Genomic DNA, 13,984 nt, shown 5'->3' with positions numbered 1-13,984 from the left:
AGTATTCAGAACTTAACATAAAAAGCACTACAGTTTAACATGCTCGCTCTTCGTAAGCTGCATAGTAACTTGTAGTGCTTTTTAAAATTAAAGATAGGACGTTTTTCGTTTCTTTTGCGGATTCGCAAAGAAGATAATACAGGTTAGCGTCCCTAGGAGTAATGCAACTAATACTAAAAAACTAACCCCTTCAAAAAGTTGGATAAATAAACCTCCTAAAAATGGTCCCGTGAGACTTCCAATACTAAAAAATATTCCACATATTAAGTTTCCAATTGGCAGAAGGAATTTTGGTGTTAAGTCAGCCATATAAGAAATCCCAAGTGAAAAAGTTGATCCAACAAACATTCCTGCTATGAAAAATAATATTCCTATAGTTAAAGCAGACGTTTCAAAAAAGCTTGCAGTTCCAAAGGTAATAGCTCCTAACCCAAGCATTAGTATTAGTACTTTTCTTCTTCCTATTTTGTCGCTCAACACACCTAGAGGCAATTGCGAGACGACGCCTCCCATTGAAAAGGCTGCTAATATGTAGGATAAACTAGTCACTTCAATTGCATTACGAAGTGCATAAACAGGGTAAATGGCATTTAACGATGATTCCAGGAATCCATAGCAAAATGGAGGTATAAATGCTACCCATGCAATCGCGAAAGTTGCTCCAAATCGTTTCCAAGTACCTTCGTTAGCGGATGAACCTTTCAATATCTCTGGTTTTTCATTTTTAACGAAGAAAATGAGTAACCATGCTCCTAAACATAGAAGGCTTGAAATAATAAATGGCAATCCTTGAAAAACATTGACGAGTTGGACAAACAAAGGTCCTACTGCAAAGCCAACTCCAAAAGAAAGGCCATATATCGCAATATTCCTTCCTAAACGATGGTGAGGAGAAAAGCTCGTAATCCATGTTTGGGTGGAAAAATGAAGCCCATGATCCCCTATCCCAATTAATAATCTTAAAACAAACCAAAATGCTACACTTTTCCAAATAGGAAATAACATTAACGAAATTATTACAATTAGCCCACCAGTAATAATAATTGGCTTATAACCGAACTTTCGAAGTGGCGGTTCAATAAAGGGTGAGATTAGCAACGTACCAATATATAATCCTGTAGCACTTAAACCATTTAACGTAGCACTTACTCCATCTTGCTCAAATATAACGGATATAAGTGGTAATAACATTCCTTGCGAAAATCCTGAAATCGATACAATGGTAACGAGTATCCAAAACCTTTTTCTTTCAACTGCTGTAAATTGCTGCATATTTTACCTCTTTAAAATTTTTCAAAGTTTTTTCTAAACAGTAGTGTAACAGACAATACCTTCTTTTTATATAAAAAATCATCAAGAAAAGACCCAGTCGGTATCTACAATAGATAGACTGAGCCTTTTACATATAACTATTATCCTCTTGAGTACTCATAATTGCATTTGCGGCTTTGTTGCCGGTGAAATGTCTGAACCCCCTCCTTCTATTAGTTGAATGGTTTTCGACTATTCACTACGGCCTCCCTTCTATGTATGGGTTAAAAACACTTTAACATATAAACAGATTAGTGTAAATATTCTAAACAAACAATTTATTAAAATAACGCTTTAGACCTATCTTTTCTTTTCATTTTCCTTTATTCTATATTTACGAAAAGGTGGTGTTATTCTGTGGGCAAACAAATCTCAAATCCAGAACAACAAGTATCTTATTTAAAAGATCGACTGCAAATGTTTTTAGAAGTCTTAGATTCAATCGAACCTGAAACAACTGAACTTGAAGATATTGACCGTCTTATTCAAATGATGGATGACCTAGAGTTAAAAATGGAGCAGTTTAAAAATAATAAAGAGTAGCCATAAGCTAAAAAAGAAGTCTGGAATTAGATAATTCCAGACTTCTTTTTCATTTTTATGTTCTGAACTACTTTCCTTTAGGGGCTTACCCAGATTTAGGTGCTTTTGGCTCGGATTTAGGTGCTTATGCGGCGACTTTAGGCGCTTATATACTTTCTAGGTGCTTTTGACTTGGTTTTAGGTGCTTATAAAAGCATTTTAGGTGCTCATGCGCGTACTTTAGGCGCTTATACACTTTCTAGGTGCTTATGACTTGGCTTTAGGTGCTTATGTTCTGGATTTAGGTGCTTATAATAGCATTTGAGGTGCTCATGCGCGGATTCTAGGCGCTTAAACACTTTCTAGGTGCTTATGACCTTGCTTTAGGTGCTTATACCGGCATTTTAGGTGCTCATGCGCGAACTTTAGGCGCTTATACACTTTCTAGGTGCTTATGACTTGGATTTAGGTGCTTATACTGGCATTTTAGGTGCTCATGCGCGGACTTTAGGCGCTTATACACTTTCTAGGTGCTTATGACTTGGCTTTAGGTGCTTATAAAAGCATTTTAGGTGCATGCGCGGACTTTAGGCGCTTATACTCTTTCTAGGTGCTTATGACCTGCTTTTAGTACCCCAGGTCAGTAGATAACGATACCATACTCTTTTTTTCAAGCTAATAAAATAGTATACTTGTAAATGTTTATTACTTACATACCTAAAGGAGCGTTTCACCATGCAAATGGAACAATTAGAAAAAAGTATTTATGACTTAATTACGGAAACATCTACGAACTTACCAAAAGATGTTCGTCGTGCTATTAAAAAAGCGAAAGCATCTGAAAATGCCGGTACACGGGCGGCTATGAGCTTAGATACAATTACGAACAATATTCAAATGGCTGATGACAATGTATCACCTATTTGCCAAGATACTGGTTTACCAACATTCAAGATTAAAACACCTATTGGCGTAAACCAATTAGAAATTAAAGCTGCGATTAAACGTGCAATCGTTACTGCTACAAAAGATGCAAAGCTTCGCCCCAATTCAGTTGATTCATTAACGGGAGCAAATAGCGGGGATAATCTAGGCGAAGGTGTTCCTGTCGTGAAATTTGAACAGTGGGAAAAAGATTATATCGAAATGAAGCTTATCTTAAAAGGTGGCGGCTGTGAAAATAAAAATATTCAATATAGCTTACCAACTGAACTAGAAGGTCTTGGTCGTGCTGGTCGTGACTTAGATGGTATTCGCAAATGTATTTTACATTCTGTTTACCAAGCACAAGGACAAGGATGTTCTGCAGGATTTATCGGGGTTGGTATTGGTGGAGATCGTTCTTCAGGGTATGACCTTGCAAAAGAACAATTATTCCGTCATGTAGAAGATACAAATCCAAACCCAGACCTTGCAAAATTAGAAGAGTATATTGTAGAAAAAGCAAACACATTAGGTATCGGTACAATGGGATTTGGCGGGGAAGCAACTTTACTTGGTTGCAAAATCGGCGTAATGCACCGAATCCCTGCAAGCTTCTATGTATCTGTTGCGTATAACTGTTGGGCATACCGTCGTATGGCAATTAATATTAACCCAACTAACGGTGAAATTATCGAATGGCATTACCAAGAAGGAGAAAAAATTGAATTTAAAGAAGAAGCTTCAGAGGAGGCTCCTAAAAAAGTAGTAGAACTTCAAGCTCCTATTACAGAAGATCAAATTCGTGCACTACAAGTTGGCGACGTTGTCTCCATCACTGGTCGTATGTACACTGGTCGTGACGCAATTCACCATCACTTAATGAGCCATGATGCACCTGTTGACCTAGATGGACAAATTATTTATCACTGTGGTCCAGTTATGCAAAAAGACGATGAAGGAAATTGGCATGTTCGCGCAGCTGGACCAACTACCTCTATTCGTGAAGAACCTTACCAAGGGGATATTATGAAAAAGTTTGGTATTCGCGCGGTAATTGGTAAAGGTGGGATGGGTCCAAAAACACTTGCTGCACTTTCAGAGCATGGTGGAGTGTACTTGAATGCAATCGGTGGAGCTGCTCAATACTATGCCGACTGCATTAAAGGTGTGGAAGGCGTCGATTTAATGGAGTTTGGTATTCCTGAAGCAATGTGGCATTTACGTGTAGAAAAGTTCACAGCTGTTGTAACTATGGACTCTCATGGCAATAGCTTGCATGCAGATGTTGATAAATCTTCATTGGAGAAATTATCTGCTTATAAAGAGAGAGTTTTTAACTAAAGTAAATGTTTGACTTATACCTATCTTTAAATTAAAATTATTATAAAGTAGTAATGAATATAAAAATGGATTTCCTCTTGGGAATCCATTTTCGTCATTTTAGAAGCTTATTAATAGTGAAATTCATTATCAAGGAGGTAATTATATGTCAACTATTCTCGAAAACGATGCGAAACAATCTGGTTATAAATCCCTGCTGTTACCTCATATTGAGTTGATTGCTGCCTTTTTCTCAGGAGTATTAATTCTCGTGGCTTGGTCGTTTGGAAGAGCAGACCAGGACACTGCTTCTATTATTTTTTATATACTTGCATTCATCATCGGAGGATTTGCAAAGGCAAAAGAAGGTATTGAAGCCACGATTGAAGACAGAGAGTTAAATGTGGAAATGCTTATGATTTTAGCAGCAATTGGTTCTGCAATTATAGGTTATTGGACAGAGGGCTCTATATTAATCTTCATTTTCGCTGTTAGTGGTGCACTAGAAACATATACGATGAACAAAAGTAAAAAAGAAATTTCTTCACTAATGGAACTCCAACCTGAAGAAGCTTGGCGCTTAAATAGTGATGGTTCCACTACTCGCGTTTCAGTAAATGAACTCGTTATAGGGGATCAATTAGTAGTAAAACCAGGGGAAAGAATACCTGCAGACGGATTGGTTAAAAGTGGGTCAACAGCAATTGACGAAGCTGCAATAAGCGGAGAGTCCATCCCTGTTTCCAAACAAGTAAACGATGAACTATTTGCTGGCACCGTAAATATTAGTGGTGCTATTACAATGGAAATGACAAAAGCAAATGAAGACTCGCTTTTTCATAAGATCATTCAACTTGTTCAAACAGCTCAAGATGAAAAATCTCCAGCACAACAATTTATCGAAAAGTTTGAAGGCAGTTACGTAAAAATAGTTCTGATATCAGTTGGTTTCATGATGTTTCTCCCACACTTTATACTTGATTGGGAATGGAAAACAACGTTCTACCGTGCCATGGTATTATTGGTTGTCGCTTCTCCTTGTGCACTTGTAGCAGCGATTATGCCAGCAACACTAGCCGCAATCTCGAACGGAGCAAAAAGCGGTATTTTGTTTAAAGGCGGCATGCATTTAGAGAATGTTAGCGAAATGAAAGCAATTGCACTTGATAAAACAGGAACACTTACAAAAGGTAAACCAATAGTAACGGACTTCTTTGTTCGGGAAGATTTAGATAGAATATCAACATTGACAATGCTTGCTACAATAGAAGGGCAATCGAACCATCCGCTAGCACAAGCAATAACTTCTTATGCGAAGGCTGAGGGAATTGGGCAATTGCCGCTAATTCACATTGAAGATAAACCTGGGTTTGGATTACAAGCAATCATAGGAGAACAAACAATATTAGTTGGAAAACCAGAATTTGTAAATGAAATAGATGCCTTTGCTTTCCAAAATGGTATCGCGGCTGCTCTAGCTGAAGAAGGAAAAACAGTTATTTTTATGCGAGATGAAGAGGGAATTGCTGCCGCTGCAGCTCTAAAAGATACTGTTCGTGAAGAAGCTAAAGAAGCCATAAAACTTTTGCAATCAGTAGGAATTAAAACTGTTATGCTTACGGGAGACAATGAAAAAACGGCTAAAGTAATTGCAAGAGAAGCAGGTATAGACCAATACTTTGCAGAATGTTTACCGGAAACGAAAGTACAACATTTAAAAGAACTCTTAGAAGAACATAAATTTGTTGGAATGGTTGGGGATGGTATAAATGATGCCCCTGCTCTAGCAACAGCAACTACTGGATTTGCAATGGGAGAAGGAACGGATGTAGCATTAGAAACTGCGGATGTGATCCTTATGAAAAACGATTTATCAAAAATCGCATATGCTGTGAAAATGTCACGAAAGATGCAACGAATTGTTAAACAAAATATTGTATTTTCCATTTCTGTGATTGCTGTGTTAATCATATCAAACTTTCTTCAAGTAGTTGATCTACCATTAGGTGTTATAGGTCATGAAGGAAGTACGATTCTAGTCATTCTTAATGGTCTAAGAATGCTAAATAGAAATATTTAAAAGCAGATGGTCTTAGTGACCCTCTGCTTTTTTCTGTTTTAATGCATTCTTTCTTTCTTGCGTTACCGCATTTATTTGCCCACCTACTAATAAGATAATTCCCGACAAATATAACCATAACATTAATACAATAATTCCTCCTATACTACCATAAGTAGAAGAATAGTTACCAAAACTACTTACATAGTAAGAGAATCCTAACGAGACAATAATCCAACCTAATGTAGCAAAGATTGCTCCTGGAAATACACTTTTTAATGCTAACTTTTTGTTTGGAACAATCCAATATAGAGCAGTGAAAACAATGAAAATAACGAGAGGACTTATAATCCATCTGACATTATTCCACAATTCAAGAAATCCTTTTTCAAATCCGAAATAAGAAAATAAAATCGTTCCAATTTGTTGACCAAATACAGGTAGAACAAGTGCGACAATTATTAATAAGATCATAAGTAAAGTAAAAATAACAGATAAACCTCTCACAATAAAAAAGGGTCTCGTTTCTTCCAACTCATACGATCTATTTAAAGACTTCTCAATAGCATTCATACCTTTAGATGCAGACCAAATAGTACCAATAATTCCGATAGATAATAATCCTCCGTTACGACTTCGTAATATCTCTGAAACTGTACCCTCTACAAGCATATATACCTCTTTTGGGGCATAGTTTTCTAGAAAGCGAAAAACTTGTGCTTCGTCCAAATTTAAATAAGGTAATAACGTCACGAGGAAAATAAGCATCGGAAACAATGATAATAAGAAAAAATATGCTAATTGTGCACCTAACCCAGTGATATCTGCATTTTGAATATGTGAGATTAAATGTTTAAAAAAACCCGACCATGTGGTCAAATCTTGATTTTCCGCTCGACGATTTTCTTTCTTTTTAATAGATAAAAACTTAAGATTTTCATGCCAATTAGTAGAGGATGAAGATGTTTCTTCATGTAATTCCTCTTTTATTCGATTATGTTTCACTTCATCCTCTCCTCTCTTCACTTATTGCTTAACTATATTCTCCTCAGATTCAGGAATTACAATTGATTTGTATTCTTCTTTAGATTGAGTAAATGCTTCTTTCGTATCCGTTACAAGTGTTTTAACCTGTGGTGTAATTTCTTTCACTTCATTTACTTTTTGTGATATGTACGTCGCATCGGAAGCAAACTGCTCGTAAAACGATTTCCATTTAGTAAATTGATCCTCAATTGTCGTTATTAGTTCATCTCTATTTTTAGCGTAAAATCGAATCTGTTTTCCAACATACCTAGATTTCTTAGCAACAGCATCTCTTGTTGACCTATCAAACATTGTCAAAGCTCCGCCTACTAATGCACCAAAAACTATACCTTTAACTAATTTATTTTCACTCATGTGATAACCTCCATATTAGATGTATATGTATTTAATTATACCCGTGACTAAGCGTAATAAAACAAACAATTTATATATATTAAAAAATAGTCTTGACTATCAGACGGAATTTTATGAATATTATAATAAGAACAAATTACATAGAAAGGAACATAGTCTCATAGAGTAGACAAGTACAACTAGAATTTTAGGGGGTTAGTAGAATGGAAGCATTAAATAATTTTTTAGGAAACGTATCATCTTTTTTATGGGGTATACCACTACTCATACTAATTGTTGGAACAGGTATTTATTTGACGGTTCGTGTTGGTTTTTTACAAATACGACTTTTACCTACTGCTTTAAGATTGGTATTTTCTAAAAAGCACGATAAAACTGCGGAGGGGGACATTTCTCAATTCCAAGCACTTACTACTGCGCTTGCTGCAACAGTCGGAACAGGAAATATCGTAGGAGTTGCTACCGCAGTTGTATTAGGTGGACCAGGTGCAATATTTTGGATGTGGTTCTCTGCGCTTTTCGGTATGGCTACGAAATATAGTGAAGCAATTTTAGCTGTAAGATTCCGTGTAAAAGATGCTAAAGGTCAAATGGCCGGTGGTCCAATGTATTACCTAGAGCATGGTTTAAAACAAAAATGGTTAGCGGTGCTTTTTGCGATTTTTGGTGCTATCGCGGCATTTGGTATTGGAAATGGTACTCAATCTAACTCAGTTGCTGGAGTTGTAAAATCTACTTTTGGTTTAGATACTTGGATTACTGGACTTGTTCTTACAATATTTACTGCTCTTGTTATTCTTGGAGGAATTAAATCTATTGGTAATGTAACTGCTGTATTTGTACCAGTTATGGCCTTATTCTATTTAATAGCTGGATTAATCGTTATGGTTATGAATATTACGGTGATCCCAGAAGCATTTGCTACTATTTTTAAAATGGCATTTTCTGCTGAAGCTGCAACTGGTGGTGCTATTGGTGCTGCTATTCGCTACGGTATCGCACGTGGGGTATTCTCCAATGAGGCTGGTCTTGGATCCGCTCCAATTGCCGCAGCTGCTGCAAAAACAGATCTACCTGGTCGTCAAGCTCTTGTTTCTATGACACAAGTATTTTTAGATACATTTCTTATTTGTTCTATTACTGGTGTTACAATCGTTATGTCTGGAATGTACAAAGATACTTCCCTTAAGGCTAACGAGTTGACATCAGCATCTTTTGGACATTTCCTTGGTAACTTTGGTCCATACGTTGTTGCTATTGGATTAATTTTCTTTGCCACTTCTACTATTTTTGGTTGGGCATATTATGGAGAAAAGTGTTTCCAATACTTATTTAAAAATCCGTCCTTATTAATAATTTATCGTATTGCATTTGTAATCATGGTATTTATCGGTTCAGTTGTTTCTCTAGACTTAATCTGGACATTCTCTGATATTACTAACGCATTAATGGCTATTCCGAACTTAATTGGGTTACTTGGTCTATCCGGAATAGTAGTTTATGAAACTAAACGCATTCAAGATAAACTGAAAGAAGAAAAGCAGGCTGCTAAAGTATAGTTTTTAATTGACAATCAAGGCAGAGCGTGAAATGATAAAGGGAAACTTCTATCCGGTTCTTTCGGATTTGTAGTTTAACCATTCGGGCTTTTAAGGGGAGTTAATCTACCGTTTACAGTACCCGATTCATTCTTAGTTTACATTAGAAATCTCACCGTTAATGTGGTATAACAATTTCGAATGTATGAAAGGCAGGAACAAAAAGATGAATTTATCAGAACCTTCTGTTGAAAATGTTACTTATATGATTGAAACCATAAAAGAAAAGCTCCGTATGGTTAACGTAGATGCAATGAAACCAGAAAACTTTAATGCAACAGAATACGAAGATCTTATTTACTTATATGAAATGGTAAAAAAAAGAGATTCGTTTAGTCCAAGCGAGATGCAAGCAATTGCAGCAGAGCTTGGTAACTTACGGAAGTAGAATAACATAAATAAAAAGGACCTTATATGGTCCTTTTTATTGTGTTCTTATTCAGGATATTTTGAAGTAAAATACTCTATACCCTCTTGATCAACTATAATTCGTTCTCCGATTTTTTGAAATTCTAATGATAAACCCTCATCCGCAGTAATATAATACTTATCCTTTTTTGTTTTAATTTTTACATTCTTATAGATTTTTTGAAGAGGTTGTTCAGTAGAATCCTCTAATTCAAAAATTTTATCTATACTTGTTTTCTTTTCAGGATGGTCATAATTAGTAAAAATCATTAGTTCTTCACCATTAATTGCAATAATCTGTTCATATTTATTCTTAAAGCCACCATCTTCAAAATCACTTGGTTTTGCTTCGTATTGAGTAACATCTTCCGAACACGCTGCCAATAAAAAAATGAACGCAATACTTATAAACAATGGACCCATCTTTTTCAACGTGATTCCTCCTCTATCTTTTCAACACACTGCCTGTTTACCTTAATACGTTTAATACTAATTATAAGTTTCAACTTTTGTTTAAATTTCCATTTTCACTTATTGAACTAACCTTCGTTAATTAAACAAGAAAAAAAGAGCCGTATAAAATGTTCGTTCTTCTAACTAACCTATGTCGTCTTACAAATTTATTGGTTTATTCTATTATCAACAAAGATAATTAACATAGCCATCTTTTAAAAAAACTTCCCGAGAAAAATTCTCGGGAAGTTTTTTATTATAGTTTATTTAGTTCAACAGCTATTTTAGCTCCAACTTTTGCATTGTTGTAAACTAATGCAATATTTGATTCTAAACTTTTTCCTTCTGTTAATTCTTTTACTTTTCCAAGTAAAAATGGTGTAACATCTTTCCCTTTAATGCCGTTTTCTTCTGCTTCATTTAAAGCTTTCTCAATAATTCCGTTAATATATGCTTCTTCCATTGAATGTTCTGCAGGAATTGGATTTGCAATAATTGCGCCACCGTTTAGACCTAGATCCCATTTCACTTTTAGCATTTCTGCAACCTCTTGTGGCTCATCCAGACGGAAGTTTGCATTAAATGCACTAGTTGCCGTATAGAATGCTGGGAATTTTTCCGTTTGGTATCCTACTACTGGAACACCTTTTGTTTCTAAATATTCAAGTGTTAGACCAATATCCAAAATTGATTTTGCCCCAGCGCATACTACAGCTACATTAGTAGAAGCTAATTCTTCCAAGTCCGCTGAAATATCCATTGTCGTTTCAGCACCTCTATGCACTCCACCGATACCACCAGTTACGAACATTTTAATACCTGCTAGCTCTGCACAAATCATCGTTGTGGCAACTGTAGTTGCACCGATTTCTTTAGAGGCAACTACATAAGGAAGATCTCTTCTAGAAGTTTTTCTTGCATTTTTACTTGTACCTAATGTTTCAAGCTCTTCTTCTGAAAGACCAATTTTAATCTTTCCATCCATGATGGCAATTGTTGCTGGAACTGCTCCATTTTCACGAATAATCTGTTCCACTTTTCTTGCCATTTCAACGTTTTGTGGATAAGGCATACCATGTGAAATTATTGTTGATTCCAATGCTACTATTGCTTTTCCTGCTGCCATTCCTTCTTCTACTTCTTTTGAAAATGTTAAAAATTCTCTCATGATAAATATTCCTCCAATTCATTATTTAAAGTAACTTTTGAAAGCTCTTTACGAACAGTTTCTGCAGATTGTAATGTTTTATTTGCATTAATCATACCTGCATTTACTGCTAAATTCATATCTGTTCCTTCCAACCATGCATGAAGTGTTCCAGAGACGAAAGCATCTCCAGCACCAGTCACATCGACTACGTGATCTACATTAATAGCAGGTACTAGTGTAGACTCACCTTCTTCACTTGAGTACATTACTCCCTTACTACCATTTGTAACGACAACATGTTTAACGCCTTTTTGAACAAGTGCTTCTGAAGCTGCTCTCCAAGTGCCTTCATCATTAATTTCCATTTTTAAATATGTTTCTGCTTCGTCACGATTTAATATGATCCATTCAATACCATTTAAGTTATCCGGCATTCTTTCCATTTTAGGAGAGGACACAGGGATGATTGCTAGAGAGATATTTTTTCCAATAGCAAGTGTTTGTAAATATTCAATTACATCCTTAGGACAGTTCATGTCCACTATTAATAGTTGAGCATTGGTAAGATAAGATTCTTGTTTTTTCATGTACTCAACAGAAAGTTGATCGTATATTTCCATATTAGCTAGTGCGAAAAGCATCTCACCTTGCTTATCTAAAATGGCAGAATACGTTCCAGTTGCATAATTAGCGAGTTTTTCTACAGAAAATAAGTTCATCCAATGACTGGATGCTTTTTCGATTATTTGATATTCAATATCATTCCCAACTACGGATAATAATCGTACACTATGACCAAGTCGCCCTAAATTTTCGGCAATATTTCTAGCTACTCCGCCAACACTTTGCATGCTCGTAGTTGGATTAGATGTTCCCATTTGTAACTGATTTTTCACTAAATATTTGCGATCTAAATTTGCACCACCGATACAAATAACCTCATTGGCTTCAGGGAGAATATATGCTCTACCTGTAATTTTACCAATCCTAATTAATTGGGAAATAATATTTGCAACTGCTGGTCTTGACATCTCAAGGTTATTTGCTATCTCTAATTGAGATGCATATGGATTTTTTCGAAGGTACTGTAATATTTGTATTTCTTTTGGTTGCACAATAATGAACCTCCTCTCAAATAAACTTTTGTTTTCATTATAAACTTTTGTTCGAAAAAGTCAAAAGAAAAACTGATAACAATTTAAAAATTGTTATCAGTTTTTCTTATTTTGGAGCGTCGTTTAGAGTACCATCTTGTAATACACGTGGTTGTATTAACACTTCCACACGTCGATTCTTAGAACGCCCCTCTACAGTATCATTAGAAGCAACTGGTTTAAATTCACCATAACCTTTTGCACTAAAATAAAGAGGGTCAATTGTTCCTTTACTAACTAAAATCTTAAGAAAGTTCACTGAACGCATTACACTTAGTTCCCAGTTAGAAGAAAACACACTGCTTGAAATCGGAATATTATCAGTATGGCCAGTTATTACAACATTTCTTGGAGGATCAAATACTAAAAGATCGGATATGTCTTCCGCAATTTGACGATATTCTGATTTTACTTCTGCTTTTCCCATATCAAACAAAATATTTTCACGGATTGTAACAAGCAATCCTTCATCCGTTAATTTGGTTACGAACTGTTTTTCTAATGCATTAACTGCAATATATTCATCGACACTAGCTTTTATCTCAGATAGTGCTTTCTGGTCTTCAATATAAGCAGAACTTTGCTCTTCTGTTTCATTTGTATTATTTGGTGTTATCGGTACATCAATTGGAGAGGGATTATCCATAAAATTTGTTCCACCATCAAAGATTTGATTAAAAACTTGAGCCATTTGTTCGAGCTTCTGTTGATCCACAGTACTCATTGAAAACAATACGATAAAAAGAGCTAACAATAATGTCAATATATCTGCGTATGGAATAAGCCATGATTCATCAATATGTTCTTCTTCCCTATGCTTTTTACGCTTCTTTGCCAAGGTCTCCGTCCCCGCTTTCGTTCATTATTTTTTTGCGGTCGGACATAGACAGGTATGAAGCTAGTTTTTGTTCAATAACACGAGGGGCATCTCCTTCTAATACGGAAAGAATCCCTTCCAACATCATCATTTTTTGGCGAACCTCTTGCTTAGACTTTCGCTTTAGTTTATTTGCAAACGGGTGCCAAATAATGTATCCAGTGAAAATCCCTAATAATGTTGCGACAAAGGCTGCTGAAATAGCATGTCCTAATACATCTATGTCATTTAAGTTTTTCAAAGCTGCAATCAGTCCAACTACTGCTCCAAGTACTCCAAGTGTAGGAGCATATGTACCTGCTTGTGTAAATATTAAAGCTCCACCAATATGTCTTTCTTCTAAAGAATCGATTTCTTCAGACAATACATCACGAATATAATCCGCATTTTGTCCATCTATTGCTAGTGTTAGTCCATTTTTCAAAAATGGATCCTCTACATCAGAAATCTTACTTTCTAATGCTAATAATCCCTCTCTACGCGCTAAATCTGCCCAACTAGAAAACATTTTTATAACTTCTCTATCATCTGCAAGTTTTTTATCTTTGAATATTACTCCAAATAACTTGGGTACTCTTTTCAATTCATTCATCGGAAAAGCAATTACTACAGCTGCAATTGTTCCAAAGATAATAATTAAGATAGCTGCTGGAACTAATAAACTATCTGGACTAACTCCTTTTAAATACATTCCAACTAACAATGCAACAAAACCAATGATAAGACCAACAACTGTAGATATATCCATTCATTAACCCCCAAATTCTATTTCTCTCATTATTTCGGCTATTTTGTACTTTTTTTAAT

At 35.6% G+C, this 13,984-nt stretch carries 13 protein-coding genes; 5 read left to right on the top strand and 8 right to left on the bottom strand.

All coding sequences use genetic code 11. The features are described 5' to 3' along the window. Positions 1-87: 87 nt before the first annotated feature. Positions 88-1,272, bottom strand: coding sequence for an MFS transporter (locus ACTSKG_RS16935; RefSeq protein ID WP_464755717.1), 1,185 nt, complete (start codon positions 1,270-1,272; stop codon positions 88-90). 396 nt (positions 1,273-1,668) lie between these two features. Here ACTSKG_RS16935 and ACTSKG_RS16930 point away from each other — a divergent pair, with 396 nt between their 5' ends. From ACTSKG_RS16930 to ACTSKG_RS16920, 3 genes are all read left to right on the top strand, one after another. Continuing rightward, on the top strand, positions 1,669-1,854 hold the full coding sequence (locus ACTSKG_RS16930; RefSeq protein ID WP_151701083.1) for an SE1561 family protein: 186 nt from the start codon (positions 1,669-1,671) through the stop codon (positions 1,852-1,854). Positions 1,855-2,568: 714 nt separating this feature from the next. Beyond that, a complete protein-coding gene (locus tag ACTSKG_RS16925; RefSeq protein WP_464755716.1) occupies positions 2,569-4,098 on the top strand; it encodes a fumarate hydratase in 1,530 nt (509 codons plus the stop codon). Between the two features lie 145 nt (positions 4,099-4,243). Continuing rightward, positions 4,244-6,157: a heavy metal translocating P-type ATPase gene (locus tag ACTSKG_RS16920; RefSeq protein WP_464755715.1), complete on the top strand. Its 1,914-nt coding sequence runs from the start codon at positions 4,244-4,246 to the stop codon at positions 6,155-6,157. A 12-nt stretch (positions 6,158-6,169) separates the two neighbouring features. Here ACTSKG_RS16920 and ACTSKG_RS16915 read toward each other — a convergent pair whose 3' ends face one another. Both ACTSKG_RS16915 and ACTSKG_RS16910 read right to left on the bottom strand, forming a co-directional pair. Continuing rightward, positions 6,170-7,141, bottom strand: a complete 972-nt coding sequence (locus tag ACTSKG_RS16915) for a YihY/virulence factor BrkB family protein (protein WP_464755714.1) — start codon at positions 7,139-7,141, stop codon at positions 6,170-6,172. Between the two features lie 21 nt (positions 7,142-7,162). Further along, positions 7,163-7,537 (bottom strand): YtxH domain-containing protein, encoded by a 375-nt coding sequence (locus ACTSKG_RS16910; RefSeq protein WP_464755713.1) that lies wholly within the window; start codon positions 7,535-7,537, stop codon positions 7,163-7,165. Positions 7,538-7,740: 203 nt separating this feature from the next. Here ACTSKG_RS16910 and ACTSKG_RS16905 point away from each other — a divergent pair, with 203 nt between their 5' ends. Next, positions 7,741-9,096 carry an alanine/glycine:cation symporter family protein gene (locus ACTSKG_RS16905; RefSeq protein WP_464755712.1) on the top strand — a complete coding sequence of 452 codons (1,356 nt, stop codon included), beginning with the start codon at positions 7,741-7,743 and terminating at the stop codon, positions 9,094-9,096. Positions 9,097-9,301: 205 nt separating this feature from the next. Continuing rightward, positions 9,302-9,523, top strand: coding sequence for a DUF1128 domain-containing protein (locus ACTSKG_RS16900; RefSeq protein WP_387584965.1), 222 nt, complete (start codon positions 9,302-9,304; stop codon positions 9,521-9,523). A gap of 47 nt (positions 9,524-9,570) precedes the next feature. Here the strand turns inward: ACTSKG_RS16900 and ACTSKG_RS16895 are convergent, their stop codons facing one another. The 5 genes from ACTSKG_RS16895 to motA all read right to left on the bottom strand — a co-directional run bounded on the left by ACTSKG_RS16895 (position 9,571) and on the right by motA (position 13,925). Continuing rightward, the gene (locus ACTSKG_RS16895; RefSeq protein WP_464755711.1) at positions 9,571-9,975 is read right to left on the bottom strand and encodes a hypothetical protein; all 405 of its coding nucleotides are present in this window, start codon (positions 9,973-9,975) and stop codon (positions 9,571-9,573) included. Positions 9,976-10,252: 277 nt separating this feature from the next. Next, positions 10,253-11,164, bottom strand: coding sequence for a pseudouridine-5'-phosphate glycosidase (locus ACTSKG_RS16890; RefSeq protein ID WP_464755710.1), 912 nt, complete (start codon positions 11,162-11,164; stop codon positions 10,253-10,255). Beyond that, positions 11,161-12,261 (bottom strand): carbohydrate kinase, encoded by a 1,101-nt coding sequence (locus tag ACTSKG_RS16885; protein WP_464755709.1) that lies wholly within the window; start codon positions 12,259-12,261, stop codon positions 11,161-11,163. Before ACTSKG_RS16885 ends, ACTSKG_RS16890 begins: the two co-directional genes overlap by 4 nt. 106 nt (positions 12,262-12,367) lie before the next feature. Beyond that, positions 12,368-13,138, bottom strand: a complete 771-nt coding sequence (gene motB, locus ACTSKG_RS16880; RefSeq protein ID WP_464755708.1) for a flagellar motor protein MotB — start codon at positions 13,136-13,138, stop codon at positions 12,368-12,370. Then, positions 13,122-13,925 carry a flagellar motor stator protein MotA gene (gene motA, locus ACTSKG_RS16875; RefSeq protein WP_464755707.1) on the bottom strand — a complete coding sequence of 268 codons (804 nt, stop codon included), beginning with the start codon at positions 13,923-13,925 and terminating at the stop codon, positions 13,122-13,124. The genes motB and motA overlap by 17 nt, the downstream gene beginning before the upstream one ends. Positions 13,926-13,984: the final 59 nt, after the last annotated feature.

Source organism: Psychrobacillus syltrankelensis (genome assembly GCF_055454035.1).
The sequence above is the reverse complement of the archived record's forward strand: the minus strand, read 5'-3'. Positions and strand labels throughout refer to the sequence as shown.